The sequence below is a fragment of the Microbacterium sp. CFBP9034 genome, from assembly GCF_034045255.1.
GTDB lineage: Bacteria > Actinomycetota > Actinomycetes > Actinomycetales > Microbacteriaceae > Microbacterium.
In genome coordinates this window covers 1,490,305-1,512,844 of sequence record NZ_JAXCWC010000001.1, presented here as the reverse complement: position 1 = coordinate 1,512,844, position 22,540 = coordinate 1,490,305, and the positions used below count along the sequence as shown (strand labels likewise).

The 22,540-nt window shown below is 70.9% G+C and carries 22 protein-coding genes; 3 read left to right on the top strand and 19 right to left on the bottom strand.

Translation table 11 applies throughout. From position 1 onward, the window contains the following. Positions 1-51: 51 nt before the first annotated feature. The 5 genes from SOM19_RS06775 to coaBC all read right to left on the bottom strand — a co-directional run bounded on the left by SOM19_RS06775 (position 52) and on the right by coaBC (position 6,522). On the bottom strand, positions 52-1,146 hold the full coding sequence (locus SOM19_RS06775; protein WP_320485779.1) for a hypothetical protein: 1,095 nt from the start codon (positions 1,144-1,146) through the stop codon (positions 52-54). Positions 1,147-1,228: 82 nt separating this feature from the next. Next, the gene (locus tag SOM19_RS06770) at positions 1,229-3,385 is read right to left on the bottom strand and encodes a DEAD/DEAH box helicase (RefSeq protein ID WP_320485778.1); all 2,157 of its coding nucleotides are present in this window, start codon (positions 3,383-3,385) and stop codon (positions 1,229-1,231) included. A 199-nt stretch (positions 3,386-3,584) separates the two neighbouring features. Next, positions 3,585-4,241 carry a hypothetical protein gene (locus tag SOM19_RS06765; protein WP_320485777.1) on the bottom strand — a complete coding sequence of 219 codons (657 nt, stop codon included), beginning with the start codon at positions 4,239-4,241 and terminating at the stop codon, positions 3,585-3,587. A gap of 75 nt (positions 4,242-4,316) precedes the next feature. Next, the gene (locus tag SOM19_RS06760; protein WP_320485776.1) at positions 4,317-5,216 is read right to left on the bottom strand and encodes a glycerophosphodiester phosphodiesterase; all 900 of its coding nucleotides are present in this window, start codon (positions 5,214-5,216) and stop codon (positions 4,317-4,319) included. A gap of 79 nt (positions 5,217-5,295) precedes the next feature. Beyond that, entirely contained in the window at positions 5,296-6,522 is a 1,227-nt protein-coding gene (gene coaBC / locus SOM19_RS06755) for a bifunctional phosphopantothenoylcysteine decarboxylase/phosphopantothenate--cysteine ligase CoaBC (protein ID WP_320486683.1), read from the bottom strand. A gap of 47 nt (positions 6,523-6,569) precedes the next feature. Between coaBC and SOM19_RS06750 the strand changes: the two genes are divergently transcribed. Beyond that, positions 6,570-7,283 (top strand): NRDE family protein, encoded by a 714-nt coding sequence (locus tag SOM19_RS06750; protein WP_320485775.1) that lies wholly within the window; start codon positions 6,570-6,572, stop codon positions 7,281-7,283. Between the two features lie 33 nt (positions 7,284-7,316). On the opposite strand, the gene SOM19_RS06745 is transcribed toward SOM19_RS06750, so the two are convergent. From SOM19_RS06745 to SOM19_RS06715, 7 genes are all read right to left on the bottom strand, one after another. Beyond that, a complete protein-coding gene (locus tag SOM19_RS06745) occupies positions 7,317-8,180 on the bottom strand; it encodes an aldehyde dehydrogenase family protein (RefSeq protein ID WP_320485774.1) in 864 nt (287 codons plus the stop codon). Then, on the bottom strand, positions 8,177-9,619 hold the full coding sequence (locus tag SOM19_RS06740) for an aldehyde dehydrogenase family protein (RefSeq protein WP_320485773.1): 1,443 nt from the start codon (positions 9,617-9,619) through the stop codon (positions 8,177-8,179). The genes SOM19_RS06745 and SOM19_RS06740 overlap by 4 nt, the downstream gene beginning before the upstream one ends. Positions 9,620-9,630: 11 nt before the next feature. Beyond that, complete coding sequence (gene deoC / locus SOM19_RS06735; RefSeq protein ID WP_320485772.1) at positions 9,631-10,638, bottom strand: deoxyribose-phosphate aldolase; 1,008 nt, start codon at positions 10,636-10,638, stop codon at positions 9,631-9,633. 46 nt (positions 10,639-10,684) lie between these two features. After that, positions 10,685-11,629 (bottom strand): sugar-binding transcriptional regulator, encoded by a 945-nt coding sequence (locus SOM19_RS06730; RefSeq protein ID WP_320485771.1) that lies wholly within the window; start codon positions 11,627-11,629, stop codon positions 10,685-10,687. A gap of 148 nt (positions 11,630-11,777) precedes the next feature. After that, on the bottom strand, positions 11,778-12,152 hold the full coding sequence (locus tag SOM19_RS06725; protein ID WP_320485770.1) for a hypothetical protein: 375 nt from the start codon (positions 12,150-12,152) through the stop codon (positions 11,778-11,780). A gap of 63 nt (positions 12,153-12,215) precedes the next feature. Beyond that, positions 12,216-13,190, bottom strand: coding sequence for a bifunctional riboflavin kinase/FAD synthetase (locus SOM19_RS06720; RefSeq protein WP_320485769.1), 975 nt, complete (start codon positions 13,188-13,190; stop codon positions 12,216-12,218). Then, complete coding sequence (locus SOM19_RS06715) at positions 13,187-13,636, bottom strand: hypothetical protein (protein WP_320485768.1); 450 nt, start codon at positions 13,634-13,636, stop codon at positions 13,187-13,189. Before SOM19_RS06715 ends, SOM19_RS06720 begins: the two co-directional genes overlap by 4 nt. A gap of 158 nt (positions 13,637-13,794) precedes the next feature. On the opposite strand from SOM19_RS06715, the gene SOM19_RS06710 reads away from it, so the two are divergent. Then, on the top strand, positions 13,795-14,796 hold the full coding sequence (locus tag SOM19_RS06710; protein WP_320485767.1) for a M23 family metallopeptidase: 1,002 nt from the start codon (positions 13,795-13,797) through the stop codon (positions 14,794-14,796). A gap of 26 nt (positions 14,797-14,822) precedes the next feature. Here the strand turns inward: SOM19_RS06710 and SOM19_RS06705 are convergent, their stop codons facing one another. The 3 genes from SOM19_RS06705 to SOM19_RS06695 are packed head-to-tail and all read right to left on the bottom strand — an operon-like array spanning position 14,823 to position 16,761. Then, entirely contained in the window at positions 14,823-15,191 is a 369-nt protein-coding gene (locus tag SOM19_RS06705) for a hypothetical protein (RefSeq protein WP_320485766.1), read from the bottom strand. Further along, positions 15,188-16,075 carry a tRNA pseudouridine(55) synthase TruB gene (gene truB / locus SOM19_RS06700; RefSeq protein WP_320485765.1) on the bottom strand — a complete coding sequence of 296 codons (888 nt, stop codon included), beginning with the start codon at positions 16,073-16,075 and terminating at the stop codon, positions 15,188-15,190. Before truB ends, SOM19_RS06705 begins: the two co-directional genes overlap by 4 nt. After that, the gene (locus SOM19_RS06695) at positions 16,075-16,761 is read right to left on the bottom strand and encodes a nucleoside/nucleotide kinase family protein (RefSeq protein ID WP_320485764.1); all 687 of its coding nucleotides are present in this window, start codon (positions 16,759-16,761) and stop codon (positions 16,075-16,077) included. The genes truB and SOM19_RS06695 overlap by 1 nt, the downstream gene beginning before the upstream one ends. Positions 16,762-16,821: 60 nt before the next feature. Here SOM19_RS06695 and SOM19_RS06690 point away from each other — a divergent pair, with 60 nt between their 5' ends. Then, positions 16,822-17,688 (top strand): HhH-GPD family protein, encoded by an 867-nt coding sequence (locus tag SOM19_RS06690; RefSeq protein ID WP_320485763.1) that lies wholly within the window; start codon positions 16,822-16,824, stop codon positions 17,686-17,688. 3 nt (positions 17,689-17,691) lie between these two features. On the opposite strand, the gene rbfA is transcribed toward SOM19_RS06690, so the two are convergent. The 4 genes from rbfA to nusA form a co-directional block, all read right to left on the bottom strand. Next, positions 17,692-18,174, bottom strand: a complete 483-nt coding sequence (rbfA, locus tag SOM19_RS06685) for a 30S ribosome-binding factor RbfA (protein WP_320485762.1) — start codon at positions 18,172-18,174, stop codon at positions 17,692-17,694. A 57-nt stretch (positions 18,175-18,231) separates the two neighbouring features. Next, complete coding sequence (gene infB / locus SOM19_RS06680; RefSeq protein WP_320486682.1) at positions 18,232-21,042, bottom strand: translation initiation factor IF-2; 2,811 nt, start codon at positions 21,040-21,042, stop codon at positions 18,232-18,234. 78 nt (positions 21,043-21,120) lie between these two features. After that, positions 21,121-21,393, bottom strand: coding sequence for a YlxR family protein (locus tag SOM19_RS06675; protein WP_320485761.1), 273 nt, complete (start codon positions 21,391-21,393; stop codon positions 21,121-21,123). Between the two features lie 29 nt (positions 21,394-21,422). Further along, positions 21,423-22,412, bottom strand: a complete 990-nt coding sequence (nusA, locus tag SOM19_RS06670; protein WP_320485760.1) for a transcription termination factor NusA — start codon at positions 22,410-22,412, stop codon at positions 21,423-21,425. Between the last annotated feature and the right edge of the window lie 128 nt (positions 22,413-22,540).

Sequence of the window (22,540 nt, the reverse complement as noted above, 5' to 3'; positions counted from 1 at the left end):
ACACTATCGCCGCGGGCGACGGCCTGCCACACGGCGCACCCCCGTCGGGAGTCAGCGCTCGCTCGCCGCCGGCACCCAGTCGTCATCGTCGCGCACCCACTGCACGGCATCCGCCTCGCGCGCGCTCACCCCCGCGAACCACCACGTCGTGTCGGGAGCCCAGCCGGCCATCACCGATGCGCGCCCGTCCTCGAGGTCGAGCAGCCTTCCGGCCGTCGCCAGGTAGCAGGCGACGCTCACGTGCACTCCGTCGGCCTCCTCGGCGACCCTCGACCAGTCGGGCATCACCCAGTCGCCGTCGCGCCCGGTCACCCGGAACCAGTCGTGTCGTCGGGACGCGGTGACGGGGAGCGGATGCCGGCGGCACAGGTCGATCCACTCCTCCGGCCCGTGGATCTCGATCACGCGGCCGGGGAACGCGTCCAACGGCGTGGCGGTCGCGGCTTCCCATCCGGGACTGTCCTCGACGAGCCACAGGCCGGCGGGAGCCCCGCCCGCGATGCCGCGCGTCGAGTGCGACAGCTCCGTCGGCGGCATCGACCACCACATCCCGCTCCAGGGTGCGTTCGGGTCGGCGGGCCGCTCGCGTGCGGCGCGGATCTCGTCGGCCGCGACACCCTCTCGCCAGGCGGCGAGCACACTCCCGGGGTCGGCCGGCGGGCGACCGCTGCCCTCCCAGGGCACCGCCCACTGGTCGTCGAGCTCCACCGGCGTCGCCCACCAGCCCGCGTGCGGAGAAGCGGCGACGAGCTCAGCGACCCGTGCCAGAGATCCGCGCACCGGAGCCGTGGACGCGAGCACGTCTGCACCGTCGGGCGGCTGCCAGTACATCGCACGATCCACCGACGCACCGAGCGCGTCGCGCAGGCTCTCGGCCGAGGGCGACGGCAGCGCGATCGAGTCGAGAGCGGATGCCGCCTCCTCCGGGCGGACCGCCGGCACAGCACCCGTGGGCGGCGATCCGTCTGACGTGAACAGGACGGAGGTGGATGACTCCCCCTCGAGGGCGTGCGCCGCCCAGAACACCGCGGTCGCGGCATCCCGGCCCGCCTGCGTGCCCGACTCACGTGCCGCGGCCGTCGCGTACTCGAGGCACAGGCGACGCCCCCGTGGACCGGCGAGGAGGAGAGCGGCATCGAGGGTCACCGCGCCACCCTAGCGGGCGGAACGCCGACGCCCCGCCCCGCTTCGGCAGCGGGGCGGGGCGTCGATGACGACGGGGCGGTGATCAGTCGGCGCCGAGCGCCTGCCGCACGAGGTGCATGAGCGCGGAGAGCTGCACCGAGTCGCTCGACTGCGGGTCGACGGCTTCACCGTCGAGCGCACGGGCGGCGAGGCCCTGCTTCGAGTCGATGAGCTCCGCGATCTTGGTGTCGATCGTGTGCGCCGCGATGATGCGCCAGGCCGTGACCGGCTCGTCCTGGCCGATGCGGTGCACGCGGTCGATCGCCTGGGTCTGCTCGGCCGCCGTCCACGACAGCTCGGCGAGCACGACGTTCGACGAGGCCTGCATGTTGAGGCCGACACCCGCCGCGGTGAGCGAGCACACGGCGATGCCCACGGCCGGGTCGTTGTTGAAGTCGTCGATCGCCTGCTGGCGGGCCGGCGTCGTCTGATCCCCTCGGATCGACACGGTCCGGAGTCCGGCGCCGGCGAAGTGGGCCTCCGCGGCATCCATCACGTCGATGTGCTTCGCGAAGAACACGACCTTGCCCACCGAGCGCTGCAGCTGCACGGCGTAGTCCGCCGCGAGGAGGGCCTTGGCCTGACCGATCTTGCGCACCATGGTGAAGACGTTCTCCGAGCCGGTGCCCGCGGCCTTCGACTCGTCCAGCTCGTTCTGCGCGACGAGTCGGACGATGTCGTCGTCGACCTCACCGGGCGCGAGACCGCGGTCGCCCCGCGCCTCGAGGATCCGGCGGTACCGGGCTGCCAGGCGCTCGCCCAGCTCGCGCTCGGCCTGACGGATCGACCGGCCGAACTCGTCGTCCAGCTCGACGGGGAGATCGGCGATCAGCTTGTCGGGCAGGTCGGCCGCGACATCCTTCTTCTTGCGCCGCACGATGCCCATCGAGATGACGGCGCTGCGTGCCTCGGGATAGAAGGCCTTGTCGGCGGGCGTGAGGCCGGTGTCGTCGAGCTTCTCCATGAGGATCGGCCCGGGCTTCTCGCCCGTGGTCCAGCCAAGGAAGCGCCAGATCGCATCGAAGTCCTCGACATCGTTGATCAGCGGCGTTCCGGTCAGGGCGAGCAGCAGCGGGTCGCGCACCTGCTCGCGGATGCGGTTGGCCAGAGCGAGCACGTTCTGCGAGCGCTGCGACGAGAGGTTCTTGATGAAGTGCGCCTCGTCGACGACCATGCCCTTGAGGCCGAGACTGCTGAGCCACGACAGGTGCCGATCGAGGATCTCGTAGTTGACGATGAAGACGTCGGCGAACGCGTCGATGTTCTCGCCGTCACCGTGGATGACCGTCGCACGACGATGCGGCGTCCAGCGCTCCACCTCGCGGGCCCAGTTCATCTTGACGACATTGGGCACGACGGCCAGCAGCGGGTAGGCATTCGCGACGGATGCCGCGAGCACCGACTCCGCCGTCTTGCCGAGGCCGGGCTCATCGGCGAGGAGGAACGTGCGGTGCCCTCCGCGGACCGCCTCGATGAAGCGCGACTGGTGCACCATGATCTCGAGGTTCTTCGGCGACAGCCGATCGAACTCGGGGACGGGCGGCAGCTCCATCGTGGCCGCACCGCCGCCGGCGCCGGTCTCGAACGCCTTGTACAGCGGGCCCATGAGCTCCCAGCCGTCCAGGCGCCGTCGCGGCGTCTCCTTGGGGGCACGCGCGGTGAGGTCGGGTGCCAGGAACGGGTTCGCCTCGCGGCGGGACTCGACCTGCGGCGGAATGACCTGACGCTCGGCGAGCGCGGCGGGCACGACGGGTGCCGACACGGGCGCCACATCGGTGATGATCAGCTCGTCCGGGGGAAGCTCGGCGCCCGACTCGAGCAGCCAGTCGCGGCGCATGCGCCGTGCGACCGGAGACGCGGCCTGATCGGCCTCGAGCAGCTGGATCAGCGACGTGTCGCGGGCAGCGGTCTTGGCGAGAATGGTCGCGACGCCGTCGAGGCGCTTGAGCAGCTCTGCACGCGCGGCGTCGGTGACCTCGGTGTCGGCCTTCACCCGGGCGCGCTCCTCGCGCACGAGGAACGCGATCACCTGGAACTTGACGCGGTTGGTCGGTCCGAGCTTTCCGCGCTGGGCCTTGGCCTCGACCTCGCGCACCTTGCGGGCGAGGATCGGGATGATGGGGGCTTCGTCGTCGCGCCGCGACGAGGACGTCTTCCGACGTCGCTGAGAGGACGTCTGGGTGGGTGCCGTGGGCGGCATGCTCCTCCTGAGCGTGAGTGCCGGCGGGTCCGGCGATGATCGGTGCGAGACCGAAGATTCTGGGTGCTCCCGCGGGCGGCGCTGGCGCCGTCGCGAACGCGGGACGGGATGTTCTCACCGGCGGCCGCGGGCACTCGCTTCTGCGAGCTGCGGCATCGTCAGCGGATTCCCTGCACCCAGTCTAGCGGAACGACGGCCGTCAGCCCCAGAGCGTCGCGACGATGTCTTCCGTGTACCCTTCGGGCGAGAAGTTGATCCACGCCGTCGTGACCCAGCCGCCGCCTCCGAGATAGTGCGTCTCGCCGCCGGCGTACTCCTCGTCGTCGAGCGTGACGCCCTTCTGCTCGGTGCGGCAGATCGTGCCGTCGCCGAGTGCCGCGCACTCGAACCCGGAGTTGCGGAGCTCGTCGCCGATGAACGCCGACTGGTCATCGTCGACCACGGTGACGTTGGTCGCGAGGCCGTACTCGCTCGGCTCGCCCCACGAGCACCGCAGGGTCGGGGCATCGCTCTCGATGATGTCGATGAGGTCGACGTTCTGGGTGGAGAGCATCGTGACTTCGGGGTGGTTCAGCGGCGGGTTGTCGGCCTCGAGCGTCTCGAGCATCGCCGGCGAGTACAGTGCCTCGCAGCCCTCGGGAAGCTCGAACGAGGCATCGGGCGCCTCGGTCTCGATCGGCGTGGGCGACGAGCCGCCCGGACGCGGCGTCAGCGAGGGCGTCGGAGCGGACGTCGAGGTCTGCGTGACCTCAGGCCCGGGTTCGGGCTGACACGCCACCGTGACGGCGGCCGCGACGATCAGGATGAGCCCACAGCCCGCGAACCGGAGCGATCGCGATCGACGTTCGTACGACATGACACCTCCGGCGCTCGGGCGAGCCTCCGTTCGACAGTACGGCGCGGTGACCGGCCGCGCGAGGGAACGCGCCGGTCAGCGATCGACCGCGTACCCCGCCTGCCACTCCGAGAGCGTTCCCGGGTCGTCGGTGACGATGCCGTCGACGCCCAGGGCGGTGACGGCATCCCACTGCGCGTCTTTGTTGAGGGTGTAGACCACCACCCGTGCACCGGCGCCGTGCAGCTCGTCGACGATCTCCGGTCGCGCGAGAACGGCCTTCCGCTCGACGATGATCCCCCGGACGCCGGCCTGCTCGACCGCGGCGACGACGTCCTGCGGCACGTGCTTGAGGATCAGCAGGCGCGACACGACCTCCGAGGCTGCGGAGGAGAGCGCGAGCGTGCGGGCGTCGAAGCTGGAGATGGCGACGTGGCGCTCGAGGCCGCGCCGGCTGACCTCGGCCAGCGCGCTCTCGACGGCGGGGGCATCCCACAGGCCCTTCAGCTCCACGATCGCCCGGCCGCCGGCACCGGCGAGCGTGTCCAGGAACTCCCCGAAGGTGGGGATGCGGGTGCCGCCGAACGCGGGGTCGAACCATGTCCCGGCGTCGAGGGCGCGGACCTCGGCCAAGGTGAGCTCGGCGATGTGCCCGCTGCCGTCGGTGGTGCGGTCGACCTTCTCGTCGTGCAGCAGCACGGGGTGGCGGTCGGCGGTGAGGGCGACGTCGACCTCGACGTAGCCGAAGCCGGCCGCCAGCGCCGCACTGATCGCGGGCAGCGTGTTCTCCGGGGCCGTCGCGCCGCCACCGCGATGACTCGCGATGAACGCGGCGTCTCCGGGAGTGCGCGGATCGCCGAGCAGTTCGGTCGCGCTCACCCGCGCAGGACTCGCACCGAGGAACGCGATCACGAGGCTCGCGACGGCGAGCACGCAGACGACGAGCAGCGCGTGGGTCCGGTCGCGGGCGCGATCGGAGGCCGCGGAGTAGGGCATCGGGCATGTCCTCCGGGTCTGTCCCCGCGTCTCCGTCGACGGGGGGTGCGACCACTCTACATGCGCCGTTACCTTTTCGTTACCTCATCTTGGCGCGGACCTCGACCACCGCATCCCACAGCGCATCCGCGGCCTGGCGCTTGGTCCCGACGGCGGTCCCGACCACCTCGCCGCGGGCGTCGAGCAGCGTGATCTCGTTGTCGTCGGCCTCGAACCCCGTGGTCCATCCGACCTGATTCACCGCGAGCAGGTCAGCACCCTTCCGTGCCGCCTTCCGGCGTCCCCGTTCGAGCACGGTCTCGTTCTCGGTCGGCGTCTCCGCCGCGAAGCCCACGATGGTCTGGCCCTCGCGACGGCTCTCCACGAGGCCGGCGAGGATGTCGTCGTTCTCGACGAGAGTGAGGGTGAGTCCTCGGCCGGGGGCGGCATCCTTCGACAGCTTGACGGCCGAGACGTCCGCCACCCGGTAGTCGGCCACGGCGGCCGCCATCACGATCGCGTCGGCGTCCTGAGCCGCCTCCCCCACCGCGGCGGAGAGCTCTGCGGCCGTGCCGACTCGCACGACGCGGACGCGCTGATGAGCGGATGCCTCGGCCAGCACCCCGTCGTCGACATGGGCGGCGAGCAGCACGACGTCGGCACCCCGATCCGCGGCGGCGAGCGCCACCGCCGCTCCCTGCTTGCCGCTCGAGCGGTTGCCGATGAACCGCACCGGGTCGATCGGCTCACGGGTGCCGCCGGCGCTCACCACGACGCGAAGCCCCTCGAGGTCGCCGCCCGCTGCACCGACGGCCGCGAGCGCCGCGGCGAAGATCGCCTCGGGGTCGGACATGCGGCCCGGGCCGCTGTCGCCGCCGGTGAGGGCGCCGTCGTCCGGTCCGACCATGATGACGCCGCGAGCCCGCAGCGTCGCGATGTTGTGGACCGTCGCAGGATGCCGCCACATCTCGGTGTGCATCGCCGGCGCCACGACGACCGGCGCCGTGGTCGCGAGGAGGGTCGTCCCGAGGAGATCGTCGGCGAGTCCGGTCGCCATCTTCGCGAGCGTGTTCGCGGTCGCGGGCGCGACGATGACCAGATCGGCCGACTGCCCGAGCGAGACGTGGCGCACTCGGGCGACGTCATCGTGCACGGAGGTCGTGACCGGGTGCCGGCTGATGGCCTCCCAGGTCGGCAGCCCCACGAAGCGCAGGGCGTCCTCGGTCGGCACGACGTGAACCTCGTGTCCGTCCTTGACGAGCAGGCGCACGAGGTGCACCGTCTTGTAAGCGGCTATCCCACCGGTGACTCCGACCACGACGAACACCATCCGATCTTGGCACGACCAGGATCGCCGCAGGCAGGAGGACTCCGATGTGCACCGTCGTCATTCGCGTTCCCGCATCGGCGGACGAGCCCACACGCCTGCTCGCAGTCCGGGACGAGGACCCGGCGCGGCCCTGGAATCCCCTCGGCCGCTGGTGGCCGGAACCGCACGACGGCGTCGTGGGTGTCCGCGATGTGCGGGCAGGTGGGGCATGGCTCGCGGCCGACCCCGAGGCGCACCGGCTCGCGGTGCTGCTCAATCGCGCCGACGTCTCCACCCGGCCCGAGTCCGAGCTGGTGTCGCGCGGGGGCATCGTGCTCGACTCGGTGGACGGCCGCTCTCCCGCCGCCGAGCCGCGGACGCACGGGTTCAACCTGGTCGAGATCGACCGCGGGGCCGCACGGGTGCTGATGTGGGACGGCGCGACCCTGCGCGCCGAGGATCTCGCGCCCGGAACGCACATGATCGCCCACGACGACGTCGACGATCCGGGCACCCCGCGGATCTCCCGGTGGATCGACGAGTTCCGCGACGCGTCCCTGCCGAGCTCGGGGCGGTGGTGGGGGCCCTGGGTGGACGTGCTCGAGAGGTCGACCGAGCTCGAGAGCACCGACGACCGCGCCATCATCCGCGACAACCGGCCGTACGGCTACCCGACGCTGTCGCTGCTCGCCTGCGTCGCCTCGGTCTCTCGCGACGGCGTGGAAGTCAGCTACGGCGAGCTGCGCGAGCCCGGCCACTGGGGCGGGCTCGACCTCTGACCGCCGGTCCCGCCCCGGTGCCGGTCCGAGCCGCTAGATGAGGCTCTTCGTGTGCCATACCGTCTTCGTCTCGGTGAACGCGGTGATGCGATCGAGGCTGGGAGCGGCGGCACCGGGCCCGTTCTCCGGCGGGAGCACGCGCGTCAGCGTCTCGGCCGCGGCGATCTGCAGGTCGACCCAGTCCAGGTCGCCGGCGCCGACGAGGTCGAGTCCGTGCACATCGGGGTGCGACGCGATCCACGGGGCGAGCTCACCGGGAGACCCGGTGAGGACGTTCACGACTCCGCCGGGCACATCGCTGGTGGCGAGCACCTCGGCCAGGCTGATCGCCGACAGCGGGAAGCGCTGCGAGGCGACGACGACGACCGTGTTGCCGGTGACGAGCGCCGGCGCGATCGCCGACACGAGGCCGACGAGCGCCGTGTCCTGCGGCGCGATGACGCCGACGACGCCGGTGGGCTCGGGCACCGAGATGTTGAAGTACGGACCCGCGACCGGGTTGCCGTTGCCCGCGACCTGGCCGAACTTGTCGCACCACCCGGCGTACCAGACCCAGCGGTCGATCGCCTCGTCGACCTCGACTGCGGCCGCGCCCGCCGAGGCACCGGTCTGCTGCACGATCTCGTCGATGAATTGCGCCCGCCGGCCCTCGAGGATCTCGGCCACGCGGTAGAGGACCTGGCCGCGGTTGTAGGCGGTGGCGCCGGACCAGCCCTTCACGGCGCCGCGGGCGGCGGTGACGGCATCCCGGGCGTCCTTTCGAGACGCGAGCGCCGCATTGGCGAGGAAGTCGCCCTTGGTCGTGACGACCTCGTACGTACGTCCCGACTCGCTGCGGGGGAAGGCCCCGCCGATGTAGAGCTTGTAGGTCTTCGGAACAGTCAGTCGCTTGCTCATGCCGCGGCTCCCTTCAGGTACGCGAGGAGGCCGTGGCGGCCGCCCTCCCGGCCGTAGCCGGACTCCTTGTAGCCGCCGAACGGGCTGGCCGGATCGAAGCGGTTGAACGTGTTGGCCCAGATGACGCCGGCGCGCAGGCGGTCGGCGACAGCGAGGATGCGCGAGCCCTTGTCGCTCCAGATGCCCGCCGACAGGCCGTACGGCGTGTTGTTGGCCTTCTCGATCGCCTCGGCGGGGGTGCGGAACGTGAGCACCGAGAGCACCGGGCCGAAGATCTCGTCCCGCGCGATGCGGTGGCTCGCCTGCACGTTCGTGAAGATCGTCGGCGCGAACCAGAAGCCGTTGTCGGGGATCACGCAGTCCGCGCTCCAGCGGACGGCGCCCTCCTCCTCGCCGATGCGGCTGAGCTCCCGGATGCGATCCAGCTGCGCGCGCGAGTTGATGGCGCCGATGTCGCTGTTCTTGTCGAGCGGGTCACCGAGGCGCAGCGTCGACAGGCGCGACTTCAGCCGGTCGACGACCTCGTCGTGGATCGACTCCTGCACCAGCAGGCGGCTGCCGGCGCAGCACACGTGCCCCTGGTTGAAGAAGATGCCGTTGACGATGCCCTCGATGGCCTGGTCGATCGGCGCATCCTCGAACACGATGTTCGCGGCCTTGCCGCCCAACTCGAGCGTCAGGCGCTTGTCGGTGCCGGCGACCGCCTTCGCGATCCCGCGGCCGACGGGTGTCGAGCCGGTGAAGGCGATCTTGTCGACATCCGGATGCCGCACCAGCGCCGCACCGGTGGATCCGGCCCCGGTCACGATGTTGACCACGCCCGGGGGCAGATCGGCCTGCTGGAGGATCTCGGCGAAGATCAGCGCCGACAGCGGCGTGGTCTCGGCGGGCTTGATCACGACGGTGTTGCCTGCGGCGAGCGCCGGCGCGATCTTCCACGCGAGCATGAGCAGCGGGAAGTTCCACGGGATCACCTGACCGGCCACGCCGAGCGCTCGCGGGTCGGCGCCGAGTCCTGCGTAGTCCAGCTTGTCGGCCCAGCCTGCGTAGTAGAAGAACCAGGCGGCGACCAGCGGAACGTCGACGTCGCGGCTCTCCTTGATCGGCTTGCCGTTGTCGAGGCTCTCGGCGACAGCGAGCTCGCGCGCACGCTCCTGCACGAGGCGGGCGATACGGAAGAGGTACTTGCCGCGGTCGCGTCCGCTCATCCTCGACCACGTCTTGTCGTAGGCGCGACGGGCCGCGGCGACGGCGGCATCGACATCCGCTTCACTCGCCGAGGCGATCGTCGCGATGTGCTTCTCGTCGGCGGGCGAGATGGTCGCGAATGTCTCGCCGGTGCCGGGGCGGAACTCGCCGTCGATGAACAGGCCGTACTCGTCGCGAAGGTTGAGGATCGCCCGCGACTCGGGCGCGGGGGCGTACTCGAGGAAACTCATCGTCGTCGTCCTTAGTCGATCGTCACGTAGTCGGTGCCGGAGTAGTGGCCGGTCTTCAGCTTCTGGCGCTGCAGGAGCACATCGTTGAGGAGGCTCGAGGCGCCGTAGCGGAAGAGATGCGGCTGCAGCCACTCCTCCCCCACGGTCTCGGCGACCGTGACGAGGTACTTGATCGCGTCCTTCGAGGTGCGGATGCCGCCCGCGGGCTTCACGCCGATCTTCTCGCCGGTGGAGCGATGCCAGTCGCGCACGACCTCCAGCATCAGCAGCGTGACGGGGAGGGTCGCCGCGGGCTGAACCTTGCCGGTCGAGGTCTTGATGAAGTCGCCGCCCGCCAGGATCGCGAGCCAGGACGCCCGCTTCACGTTGTCGTAGGTGGTGAGCTCGCCCGTCTCGAGGATGACCTTGAGCGATGCGTAGGTCCCGTCCTCGCGGCGGCAGGCCTCCTTGACCTGCGCGATCTGGTCGAACACCAGGCCGTAGTGGCCCGCGAGGAAGGCGCCTCGATCGATCACCATGTCGATCTCGTCGGCGCCGTGCGCCACCGCCTCTGCCGTGTCGCCCAGTTTGATCGCGAGCGAGGAGCGACCGCTGGGGAACGCCGTGGCGACCGCCGCGACGCTGACGCCACCGTCGTCGGGATCGCCGTGGGCGGCCCCGAGCGCGTCCACCGCGTACGGGACCATGTCGCCGTACACGCAGACCGCCGCCACACGCGGGCAGCTGGGGTCGGAGGCATCCGGATTCAGCGCCTTCGCAACGAGCGACCGCACCTTCCCGGGCGTGTCGGCGCCCTCGAGCGTCGTCAGGTCGATGAGCTCGATGATCTTGTCGAGCGCCCACGCCTTGGAGGTGGTCTTGATCGAGCGCGTGCCGAGTCCGGCCGCGCGCTGCTCGAGGCCGACGGCGTCGACGCCGGGGAGGCCGTGGAGGTAGCGACGCAGCGTCGTCTCGTCGGGGTCGGCGCCGAGCACGGCGAGGGCACGTCCCTGCGCGGCGACCAGTGAGCTGCCTGACATGTGTTGACCTGGCTTTCGTTGTGGGAAGGAACGATGTGGACGGCGCTCAGCCGTCGAGGAGGTGGAGGGCGGTCTCCTCGTCGGTGACGAGGACGGTGCACAGCCCCGAGCGGACGACCGCATCGGTCACCGCGTGCTTGGACTCGCCCGACGTCACCGCGATCGCGAGTGCGGCCTGACGGAGCCGATCGAGCGTGAGTCCGACGGTGCGGGCGTCGAGGGAGGGATCGACGATGTCCCCCTGCGCGTCGACGTAGCGTCCGACGACGTCGCCGACGGCGCCCTTCTGCACGAGGAGATCGACATCGGCCTCGGAGAGGTAGCCGCTCTCGACGTGGACCGAGCGGTGATCGGCGGCGCCGGCGCTGAACAGGAAGGCGTCGGCGGAGCGCGCGAGGTCGATGACACCGGCCACCACGCGGTCCGACTCGATCGCGACCTTGGTCTCGAGGCGCTCGAGGATTGCGGGGCTCGGCAGCAGCGTGGCGCTGCCCCCGCCCTTGTGCGCGATGGCCACGGCGGTGGCGGCGGCCGTGCCGGCGCGGCGGTTGAGGCTCACTCCACCGTTGATCTGCACGACGTTCAGCCCGCTCGCCCAGCCGGTGCGGAGGTGCTGGGAGACGTCGAAGAGCGTGCGTCCCCAGCTGACCCCGAGGGTGCGGGGAACCGGCCGGAGCGCGGTGAGGTAGTCCGCGGCCGCCTGGGCGACGCGCTCCTGCAGCTCCTCGGGCGAGCGCACGCCGGCGCGGGAGACGACGACGGCATCGGCGAGCCCGCGCTCGTCGCGCAGCCGCCGTTCGAGCGGCAGCCGCCGGGCGCGCGCGTGCAGGATCTCGATCCGGATGAAGCCCTGCTCCTTCGCCTGCGTGAGCAGCCGTCCGACCTTCCAGCGGGTGAGCTGAAGTGCGTGGCCGATCTCCTCCTGCGTCTTGTTCTCCTCGTAGTAGAGCTCGGCCGCCCTGATCGAGAGAAGTTCGTCGATATCGTCCACTGTCCTCCTTCCGCTCTGTCCAGGGTAGGCGGGGCGGGGTCGATCAGCAACATACGAACAGGATTCTGCTCATATGAGCACGGCCCTTCGGGCTACAGGGAACCGGCTCACGCCGCCTGCGGGCGATGGGGAGTTCCGTAGAACCTCATCAGCTCGTGGGACCGGCCTCAGCGGCGGCGAGCGAAACCGAGTGCCGCCACAGGAAGATGACGCCGATCCCGACGACGATGACGAACGCGACCGTGAGGGTCGTGAACGCGAACCAGTTGTCGTCGAGAGCGAGGACGATGCCGGCCGAGATCACCGCGATGGCGGCCGCGATGAGCTTGGACGCGAACTTCATGCCCACGCCCGGAGTCAGCCGCCCCGCCGGAGAGTCGCCGCGAGCGAGGATGAGGTCGGCGAAGGCGTCGAGCGTCGCGAGCAGCGAAGCCGAGTAGGCGACGGCACAGCCCAGGGCGCCCCACAGATTGACGGGGTTGGCGGTCGCCGCCTCAGCGGCGAGAAGCTGCAGAGCGTGCACGCCTCGATCGTAGGGGCGCGAGCCGCGGCGGTCTACGGCTCGGCCGCGCGTCCGCCGTGGGCGTCACGTGAGCTCCTCACGCACCTTCGCGACGTCGTCCGTCATCTTCTCGATGAGCGGACCGATTCCTTCGAACGCGACCATACCGCGGATGCGAGAGACGAACTCGACCTCGACGGTGTGCCCATACAGCTCCAAGTCGGTCTCATCCAGCACGTACGCCTCGACCTGCCGCACCTCGACGTCGTCGAACGTCGGGTTGGTTCCCACGCTGATCGCCGCGGGATAGCGGATGCTGCGCTTCGGGTCGGTCGGATGCTCGGCGTCGGGCATGCCCTCGTCGATGAGCCATCCGCCGTAGACGCCCTCTGCCGGCACGAACCCCTCGAGGTCGACCGAGAGGTTCGCCGTCGGGAATCCTAGTTCGCGGCCGCGCTTGAAGCCGTGCACGACCTCGCCGCGTACGGCGTGCGAGCGGCCGAGGAGCTTCGATGCCCCGGCGACGTCGCCGGCGGCGAGGAGCTCGCGCACCCAGGTCGACGACACACGCCGGCCGGCCTCGATCGCGCGCACGTCGTCGACCACGTCGACGTCGAAGCCGAACTCGGCGCCGAGCTCGCGCAGGAGGGCAGGGTCTCCGGCTCCGCCGCGGCCGAAGCGGAAGTCGCTGCCGACGAGGACGATCTGCACGCCGAGCGCCCCCACGAGCACGTGCTCGACGAACTCCCGTGCACCGAGGTCGGCGAGGGCACGGTCGAAGGTGAGCATCAGAGTGGCGTCGACGCCGGCGTCGGCCAGCAGGCGGAGCTTCTGCTGCACGCCGACGAGGCTGTCGGGGCAGAGATCGGGCCGGAGGAGCGCCAGCGGGTTGCGGTCGAACGTGACGGCGACGACGCGGGCGCCGACGGCCGCGGCATCCACCCTCGCTCTGTCGATCACCGCATGGTGACCGGTGTGCACGCCGTCGAACTTGCCGATGGCCACGACCGACGGACCGAAGCCGGCCGGAACCTCGGCGGGGCTGTGGAAGACGATCACGCGGCCACCGCCGACACCTCGGCGTCGGCGGACCGCGACTCCGGCCGATGGGCGGCGAGCCACCACATCCCGAAGAACGGGAGCACGAGCGGGATGAACAGGTAGCCCATGCCGAACCACGACCAGACTGTCTGGTGCGCGAACAGCTCGGGGAGCACGAAGGTCAGCGTGCCGACCACCAGCACCCCCACCAGCTCGAAGACGATCGCGATCCATGCCACGAGATACCAGCCGCGAGAACCCGCGAACACGAGCGCCAGGGTCGCCACGATGTACACGACCGCCGAGAGCGCCGAGAGCGTGTAGGCCAGTGGCGCCTCGTCGAACCGCTGGACGATCTGCACGAAGGACCGGCCGGTGGCGGCGAGCGCCATGATCGCGTAGACGACGACGAGAACGCGGCCGATTCCGGTCATGCGGCGGCGGGGACGTGCGGGGGATGTCATGGCTCTTCGATTCTAGTTGCGGCTCGGCGGCCGGCTCTCCGGCGGCGTCACAGTGGCCCCTTCGGCCACAGCGGTTGACAGAGGCCCCGGACAGGGACAGCATTCACAGCACGGGACCCGACCGCTCCACCATCCGCCCACCGACTGAGAACCTCGCCATGCGATCGATCCGTGCATTCCTCCTCACCGCCCTCACCGTCACCGCCCTGACGCTCGGCGGACTCGCTCCCGCCGCCTCGGCGGCCCTCGCGACCACGGCTCCGGCCGCTCTGCCCGCGGCCACCACCTTCGCCAAACCGCTGGTGGCGAAGACCTACACGGTGTCGTCCTTCTTCGGCCCCCGCTGCATCCCCCTTCCCGGAGCCAGCACGTACCACCTCGGCGTCGACCTCGCCGCGAAGGCAGGATCGCCCATCTACGCGATCGCCGCGGGCCTGGTCACGGCGACCGTGGACGGCACGGCCTCCCGCGCCGGCTACATCGCGGTCCGGCACAGCATCGGCGGGGTCGAGCACACGTCGAAGTACCTGCACATCTGGTCCTCGACCACGCGCGTCAAAGTCGGGCAGACCGTCACCGCCGGGCAGCGCATCAGCGAAGTCGGCACGAGCGGCGGATCCTCGGGCAACCACCTGCACCTCGAGATCTGGAAGGGCTCTGCCGCGCAGGACCCGGCGGTCTTCCTCAAGGCCCGCGGGGTCGACCTGTACGCCGCGGCCACAGCCGTCAACGCGCGTGTCACGCCCGCCACCTGCACCTACTACGCGACGGCGGGTCTCAACCTCCGGACCGGCCCGAGCACCTCCTACACGGCGATCCGACTTCTGCCGAAGGCGACGGCCATGGTCCACGTGCCCGGCCAGATCACGGCGGGATTCATCCCGGTGAAGGTCGGCACCCAGTCCGGCTGGGTGTCGTCGAGCTACGTCTCGCCCGTCAAGCCGGCCGTCCCGGCACCGACCGTCGTCCCGCCGCCGACGTATGCGACGACCGCCCCGCTCAACCTGCGGGTGAGCCCCTCGACGACGGCGGCACGCATCCTCATCATCCCGAAGGGCGCCAACGTCGGTGTGATCAAGGCGTCGAGCGGCGTCTGGCGCCAGGTCACCTATGCCGGCAAGACGGGCTGGGTGCACTCCGCCTATCTCGTGAGGCGCTGACCCCGGAGCGACAGGCGCCGCCGCGCTCAGGCGATCTGCACGGTCCAGATGGCGTGCATGCGCCACACCATGACGGCGACCGCGAGCGCGGCGATGCCCATGATCACGGTGCTCCAGCGACTGCGTTCGACGAGCGCCCAGCCGACACCGGCGACCGGGAGGATCGCCGCGGAGACGAGATACACCCAGAACTCCAGCGCGCTCCCGGTGGGCGAGTTGCCCACCAGCGGGGCGACGATCGCGATGACGATCTGCACTACGAGCAGCAGCTCGATGAGGGCGAGCGCACCGACGGTGAGGTCGCTGGGCCTCCGTCCCGCGAGCCCCGCGATGATGCAGACGAGTCCGGCGACGACGGCCACGGCCACCTGGACGATCGTGAACCACAGGATCATGGTGCGGCCTCCGGGGGCATGTTCATGATGCTCTTGACGTCGTCGCCGCGCTTGCCCACGATCCCCACGAGGGCGCCGTCCGGGTCCACCGCGGCGGTGGGATTCGTGGGGAGCCGGGTCGCGGCTCCCGCGAGTCGCTTGCCGTGGCGGAGGTCGCGCGCCTCGTCCAGGGTGACGTCGAGGCGGCCGAGCACGGTGGTCGCCGCCTCGGCCGGTGTCAGGAGCGGCGCCTCGGCGAGCTCATCGGCAGCGTGCGCGTGGGAGACGTCGAACGGGCCGATGCGCGTGCGGCGCAGCGCGGTCAGATGGCCTCCCACCCCGAGCGTCCTGCCGAGATCGCGGGCCAGCGAACGGATGTACGTCCCGCTCGAGCAGTCGACGACCACGTCGAGGTCGATCGTCCCGGCGTCTCGCCGCTCCTCGGCCACGTGGAAGCGCGAGACGGTGACCTCTCGGGCCTTCAGCTCGACCTGCTCCCCCGCCCGCGCCAGGTCGTAGGCACGGCGGCCGTCGACCTTGATCGCCGAGTACGTGCTGGGCACCTGCGAGATCAGACCGGTCAGGGGAACGATGGCGTCGAGGATCTCCGAGGCGGTGAGGGACGAGGCATCCGCTCCCCCCGTCGGGGTGCCGTCGGCGTCGTCGGTGTCGGTCGAGACGCCGAGACGGATGGTGGCCAGATAGGTCTTGTCGAGGCCGACGATGAAGGTCAGCAGCCGCGTGGCGCCCTCGACGCCGAGCACGAGCAGGCCTGTCGCCATGGGGTCGAGCGTGCCGGCGTGGCCGATCTTGCGGGTCCCGAGAGCACGGCGGGCCCGGGCGACGACGTCGTGCGACGTCATGCCGCCGGGCTTGTCGACGAGCAGGACTCCGGGTGCCGCCATCAGCGCACGACTCCGTGGACGCGGCGAGGGTGGGCGAGATCGGCGTTGTCGACCACGGCCGATGCCGCGACAGCGGGCTCCGCCTCGCGCAGGTAGAGCGCCTGACCCTGCCGGTAGCGCGCGTTGGCCGGCGCGGCGGGATCGGGGTCGCTGCCGTCCCGGAGCGCCATGCGGGCGCATGCCACCGTCTCGGGCACGTCGAGCCACACCGACCAGTCCCAGAGATCGCGCAGTTCGCGGCGATGCAGGAAGATCCCGTCGACGACGAGCACGGCGTCCAGCGGCGCGGTCACCCACTGCGACTCGACCGGCGCGTCGCGCACGACGTCGAACGCCGCGAGCTGGAAGCCCGTCGCGCCGGCGGTCCGAGCGCCGTCGCGGAACGGGTCGATGAGCACGCGGCGGAACGTCGCGTAGTCATACGAGTCGAGGTAGTAGCCCTCGGGGCTGCGACGGCCGCGCACGTACCGCTCGGCGCGCGGGCGGTGGAAGCCGTCGATGCCGGCGCGGAACACTGCCGACCCCGTCTCCGCGAAGACCTCGGCGAGGCCGTCCGCGAATGTGGACTTGCCCGCGCCGTCGATGCCGTCGACGGCCACGATCACGCGCCCCCCGGCATACCGGCGACGCACCTCGTCGCGAAGCTCCCGCCACACTGTCGTGGTGGGGGTGATGGGCAGGCGCATGAAGCCAGCCTACGGCGACCGCGCCGCTCTCCGTCGCCCGGGAAGCCTAGGCTGATCCGCATGCCCGAGCTCGCTGCGCCGCTGATCGCGTGGTACCGCGAGAACGCCCGGGACCTGCCCTGGCGCCGCCCCGGATTCGGCGCCTGGGGCACGCTGGTGAGCGAGTTCATGCTGCAGCAGACGCCGGTGAACCGGGTGATCCCCCACCTGGAGGCCTGGCTCGAGCGCTGGCCCGCTCCGGCGTCGCTGGCGGCGGATGCCCCGGCAGAGGCGGTGCGCCAGTGGGCCAACCTCGGCTACCCGCGCCGTGCGCTGTGGCTGCATCGCGCGGCCGTCGAGATCCGCGACCGGCACGACGGCGTCGTCCCCCGGGACGTCGACGCGCTCCTGGCACTGAGCGGCATCGGGGATTACACGGCCCGGGCGGTCGCGGTGTTCGCGTACGGCGACCGGCACCCGGTCGTGGACACCAACACGCGTCGCGTGCTCGCGCGCGCGGTCGACGGACGCTCGCAGCCCGCGGCCCCGTCACGACGCGATCTCGAGGCCATGACCGCGATCCTGCCGGACGACGTCGGCGCCTCGACGGTGCTCAACGCCGCGGCGATGGAGCTCGGGGCGACCGTGTGCCTGGCACGCATCCCGCGCTGCGACGCGTGCCCGATCGCCGACCGCTGCGCGTGGCGCGCCGCCGGCTACCCCGACACCGGCGACGGCAGACGCCGTCAGGCGCGGTACGAGGGAAGCGATCGGCAGGCGCGCGGCGCGGTGCTGAAGGTGCTGCGGGATGCCGGAGCCCACGCCGTGCCGCTGGTCGAGGTCGTCCCGGACTGGCCGGACGCACACCAGCGCGACCGAGCGATCGACTCCCTCATCGCCGACGGCCTGGCCGAGGCATCCGAGGGGATGCTGCGGCTGCCCGCGTGAGACTCAGGCCTCGTCGGCTTCGGCCTCGACCTCGACGGCGTCCGCCTCTTCCGCCTCATCGTCCTCGTACTCGCGCGGCTTGACGTACGGGTCGGCCTCGCCGGCGTACGTCGCACCGACCGCGATACCCGCGACGGCCTGGTCGCGCTCGCGCGCCTCGCGGAGCAGGTCCGCGATGTGGTCCGCGTTCTCGGGAATCGCGTCAGGGATGAACTCGAGCGACGGGGTGAGCCGCGTGTTGAGGTGCTTGCCCACCTCGGAGCGCAGCATGCCCGTCGCCGACTTGAGCGCCTCGGCCGAGGCCGCGCGCTCCTCCGCGGTGCCGAGCACCGTGTAGAACACGGACGCGTGCTGCAGATCACCCGTGACGCGCACGTCGGTGATCGTGACGAATCCGAGTCGCGGGTCGCGCAGACCCTTGTCGAGCCGCTCCGCGAGGATCACTCGGATGCGGTCACCAAGACGTGCCTGACGTTCGCCGGCCATGTCCGTTCCTTTCGACAGGTGAGGGGCGCCTCTCGACGCCCCTCACCGAATGTGCGATCAGCCGCGAGGCTTCTCCACCATCTCGGTGGTCTCGATCTCGTCGCCGATCTGGATGTCGTTGTACTTGCCGAGTCCGATACCGGCCTCGAAGTCCGTGCGGACCTCGGTGACGTCGTCCTTGAACCGGCGGAGCGACTCGATGGCGAGGCCATCGGCGAGCACCACACCGTCGCGGATGACGCGCGCCTTGGCGTTGCGCGTGATCGTGCCGCTGCGGACGATGACACCCGCGATGTTGCCGAACTTGGAGGAGCGGAACACCTCGCGGATCTCGGCGACACCGGACTGGATCTCTTCGTACTCGGGCTTGAGCAGGCCCTTGAGCGACTGCTCGACGTCGTCGATCGCGTTGTAGATGACCGAGTAGAAGCGGGTGTCGACGCCTTCGCGCGACGCACGCTCGCGTGCCTTGGTGTCGGGGCGGACGTTGAACCCGATGATGATCGCGTTGTCGATCGTCGCGAGGTTCACGTCGGACTCCGTGATGGCGCCGACGCCGCGGTGGATGATCCGCAGCTGCACCGAGTCATCGACCTCGATCTTGAGGAGCGACTCCTCCAGCGCCTCGACGGCACCGGAGACGTCACCCTTGATGATGAGGTTGAGCGACTCGACCTTGCCCTCTTCGAGTGCACGGGTGAAGTCCTCGAGCGAGATGCGCTTGCGGGCCTTGGCCAGCTGCGCGTTGCGCTCGGCCGCTTCACGCTTCTCGGCGATCTGGCGAGCCAGGCGGTCCTCTTCGGTGACGATGAAGGTGTCGCCGGCGCGGGGCACGGAGTTCAGGCCCTGCACCTGCACGGGGCGCGACGGCCAGGCCTCGAGGACCGGGTCGCCGTTCTCGTCGGCCATGGCGCGCACGCGGCCGTAGGCGGTGCCCGCCACGATCGCGTCGCCGACGCGGAGCGTTCCGGACTGGATGAGCACGGTGGCCACCGATCCGCGACCCTTGTCGAGCTTCGCCTCGATCGCGACACCGCGTGCGGCCTTGTTCGGGTTCGCCGTGAGGTCGAGCCCGGCATCCGCCGTCAGCAGGACTGCGTCGAGCAGCTCCTGGATGTTCGTGCCCGCGCGGGCCGAGACATCCACGAACAGCACGTCGCCGCCGTACTCCTCGGCGACCAGACCGTACTCGGTGAGCTGCTGGCGCACCTTGGCCGGGTTGGCGTCGGGCTTGTCGATCTTGTTCACCGCGACCACGATCGGGACGCCGGCGGCCTGGGCGTGGTTGAGCGCCTCGACCGTCTGCGGCATGATGCCGTCGTCGGCCGCGACCACGAGGATCGCGAGGTCGGTCACCTGCGCACCACGAGCACGCATGGCGGTGAACGCCTCGTGACCCGGGGTGTCGATGAAGGTGATCGCGCGCTCGACGCCGTCGTGCTCGGTCCAGACCTGGTACGCACCGATGTGCTGCGTGATGCCGCCGGCCTCGCCCGCGACCACGTTGGTCTGGCGGATGGCGTCCAGCAGTCGGGTCTTACCGTGGTCGACGTGGCCCATGACGGTGACGACCGGGGGACGGATCTCGAGGTCTTCCTCGTTCTCCGCCTCGAGCTCGGCGTCGAGGTCGAGACCGAAGCCCTCGAGGAGCTCCTTGTCCTCGTCCTCGGGCGAGACCATCTGGATCTTGTAGCCAAGCTCGGCGCCGAGCACCTCGAACGTCGCCTCGTCCAGGGACTCGGTGGCCGTGGCCATCTCGCCCAGGTTGAAGAGGATCGTCACGAGCGTGCCGGGCTGCACGGTGTAGCCCGTGATGGCCTCGATCTTGTCGGCGAAGTCGGCGATCGACGCGCCGCGGCGCATGCGGATGATCTCGCCGTTGCCGCGCGAGACGTTGACGCCGCCGACGACCGGCGCCGACCGCATCTCGAATTCCTGCCGCTTTGCACGACGCGACTTGCGCTGCTTCGATTTGCCGCCGCCCTTGCCGAAGGCACCTGCGGTGCCACCGCCGGGACCGCGACCACGACCGCCGCCGCCACCGGGGCGACCGGCGAAGCCGCCAGCGGGGGGTCCGCCGGCTGCGCCGCCGGGACGCTGGAAGCCGCCACCGGCACCGCCGGGACGACCGGGGCCGCCGGGACGCTGCTGGAACGGGGCGCCGGGACGACCGCCGCCACCGGGGCGACCTGCGCCACCGGGACGCGGAGCGCCGGGGCGAGGGGCGCCGGGGCGCGGAGCCTGCGGACGCGGGATGTTGCCGGGGCTCGGGCGCTGGCCCATGCCCTGCGCGGACGCGAAGGGGTTGTTCCCCGGGCGCGGGCCGGCGGGACGCTGGCCCATGCCCTGCGCGGACGCGAAGGGGTTGTTGCCCGGGCGCGGGGCGCCGCCGCCGGTGCTGCCACCGGGGCGCGGAGCGCCGGGAGTCGGGGCGCCGGGCGTGGCGCCTGCATCGGACGCGGGGGCCTCAGCCGGGGCCGCGGGAGCCTCTGCTGCGGCCGGAGCGGCAACCTCGGCCGGAGCCGCGGGGGCTGCCGGAGCCGGGGCGGGGGCAGGGGCCGGAGCCGGCGCGGGGGCCGGTCCCGGAGCCTTGGCCGCGGGGGCGGCGGGGGCCGCCGGAGCGGGCGCTGCCGGGGCAGGCGCCGAGGGTCGAGCGGGGCCGGGTCGGCCGGCGGGGCGCGCCGGAGCGGCCGCCTTCGCATCGCCGGCGGGCTTCGCGGATCCGTCTGCCTCGAGGGCAGCACGGAGCTTGCGAGCCACGGGCGGCTCGATGGTGGACGACGGGCTCTTCACGAACTCGCCGAACTCCTTGAGCTTCGCAAGGGCGACCTTGCTGTCGACGCCGAGTTCGGACGCGATCTCGTGCACGCGTGGTTTGGCGTTTGCCACAATTCTCCTGTCTGGGGGTCCACCCAGGCAGGGCAGACCGTTAGTCGCGGACGGGTCTCATTTCGAGCCGTTCACTTTGTTTCCATAGCCATTCAGCCGTTTCTCGATGGTCTGCGTGTCAAGCGGGCCCGACACACGCAATGCCCGCACGAAGGCGCGTCGCCGGATGGCGGCATCCACGCATTCGGACGTCTCATGCACCCACGCGCCTCGTCCCGGCATCACCGCTCGCTCGTCGGGGACGAGCGAGGATTCGATGGAGACCACCCTGAGAAGGGCGGACCGGGGAGCACGCGTGCGGCATCCGACGCACGTTCGTACAGGTTCCATGTTACACCTCGGCGCCTGGGCGCCGTCCGTCAGCCTTCCTCGAGGATGCTGTCGGGCTGGATGTCGATCTTGGCGCCGGTGAGCTTCGCGGCCAGACGGGCGTTCTGGCCCTCCTTGCCGATCGCCAGCGAGAGCTGGTAGTCGGGCACGAGCGCCCGCACCGCCTTGCTCGAGGCATCCAGGATGAAGCTGGAGGTCACCTTCGCGGGCGACAGCGCGTTCGCGACGAACTTTGCCAGCTCGGGGTTGTAGTCGACGATGTCGATCTTCTCGCCGCCGAGCTCTTCGGTGACGGCCCGCACGCGCCGGCCGAGCTCGCCGATGCACGCGCCCTTGGCGTTGATGGTCGGGTCGTTCGCCTTCACGGCGACCTTGCTGCGGTGACCGGCCTCGCGTGCGAGGGAGACGATCTCGACGAGTCCCGACGCGATCTCGGGCACCTCGAGGGCGAACAGCTTGCGGACGAGCCCGGGGTGGGTGCGCGACACGGTGATCTGCGGGCCCTTGGTACCTCGCGACACCGACGTGACGTACACGCGGAGACGCGAGCCGTGGGTGTACTCCTCACCGGCGACCTGCTCCTCGGGAGGCAGGATCGCCTCGACCGAGCCGAGGTCGACGTGGACCATGCGCGGGTTCGGACCCTGTTGCACGACGCCGGCGACGATGTCGCCCTCCTTGCCGCGGAACTCGCCGAGCACGGCGTCGTCCGCGATGTCGCGGAGGCGCTGGCTGATGACCTGCTTGGCGGCGAAGGCTGCGATGCGGCCGAAGTCCTCGGGCGTGCTCTCCTCTTCGCCGATGACCACGTCCTCCTCATCCAGGAGGGGGACGAAGACGGCGACGTGACCGGTCTTGCGGTCGAGCACCGCGCGTGCGCCCTCGGGGAGTTCGCCGGTGGGCGAGGTGTGCTTGGCATAGGCCGTCAGGATCGCCTGCTCGATGATCCTCACGAGCTCTTCGAAGGGGATCTCCTTCTCACGCTCGACGGTCCGCAGCAATCCGAGATCGATGTCCACTCTGGCCTCCATATTCAGCTCTCACCGACGCACCTGCCGCCGGAACCCTCTTACGTTACCGGATGCCGCACCCGGCATTGCTGGGAGGACCCCGACCGCGAGCGCGTGCATATCGCGCGCCCATCGCG

What these genes read in the sequence shown, in the direction of transcription:
- SOM19_RS06745 (WP_320485774.1), bottom strand. Translation starts at nt 8,180, where the DNA reads ATGAGCAAGCGACTGACTGTTCCGAAGACCTACAAGCTCTACATCGGC.
- SOM19_RS06695 (WP_320485764.1), bottom strand. Translation starts at nt 16,761, where the DNA reads ATGCGCCTGCCCATCACCCCCACCACGACAGTGTGGCGGGAGCTTCGC.
- SOM19_RS06760 (WP_320485776.1), bottom strand. Translation starts at nt 5,216, where the DNA reads ATGCCCTACTCCGCGGCCTCCGATCGCGCCCGCGACCGGACCCACGCG.
- SOM19_RS06765 (WP_320485777.1), bottom strand. Translation starts at nt 4,241, where the DNA reads ATGTCGTACGAACGTCGATCGCGATCGCTCCGGTTCGCGGGCTGTGGG.
- deoC (WP_320485772.1), bottom strand. Translation starts at nt 10,638, where the DNA reads ATGTCAGGCAGCTCACTGGTCGCCGCGCAGGGACGTGCCCTCGCCGTG.
- truB (WP_320485765.1), bottom strand. Translation starts at nt 16,075, where the DNA reads ATGGCGGCACCCGGAGTCCTGCTCGTCGACAAGCCCGGCGGCATGACG.
- rbfA (WP_320485762.1), bottom strand. Translation starts at nt 18,174, where the DNA reads ATGGCCGGCGAACGTCAGGCACGTCTTGGTGACCGCATCCGAGTGATC.
- SOM19_RS06705 (WP_320485766.1), bottom strand. Translation starts at nt 15,191, where the DNA reads ATGATCCTGTGGTTCACGATCGTCCAGGTGGCCGTGGCCGTCGTCGCC.
- SOM19_RS06690 (WP_320485763.1), top strand. Translation starts at nt 16,822, where the DNA reads ATGCCCGAGCTCGCTGCGCCGCTGATCGCGTGGTACCGCGAGAACGCC.
- SOM19_RS06715 (WP_320485768.1), bottom strand. Translation starts at nt 13,636, where the DNA reads ATGACATCCCCCGCACGTCCCCGCCGCCGCATGACCGGAATCGGCCGC.
- SOM19_RS06675 (WP_320485761.1), bottom strand. Translation starts at nt 21,393, where the DNA reads ATGGAACCTGTACGAACGTGCGTCGGATGCCGCACGCGTGCTCCCCGG.
- SOM19_RS06770 (WP_320485778.1), bottom strand. Translation starts at nt 3,385, where the DNA reads ATGCCGCCCACGGCACCCACCCAGACGTCCTCTCAGCGACGTCGGAAG.
- SOM19_RS06710 (WP_320485767.1), top strand. Translation starts at nt 13,795, where the DNA reads ATGCGATCGATCCGTGCATTCCTCCTCACCGCCCTCACCGTCACCGCC.
- SOM19_RS06750 (WP_320485775.1), top strand. Translation starts at nt 6,570, where the DNA reads ATGTGCACCGTCGTCATTCGCGTTCCCGCATCGGCGGACGAGCCCACA.
- SOM19_RS06740 (WP_320485773.1), bottom strand. Translation starts at nt 9,619, where the DNA reads ATGAGTTTCCTCGAGTACGCCCCCGCGCCCGAGTCGCGGGCGATCCTC.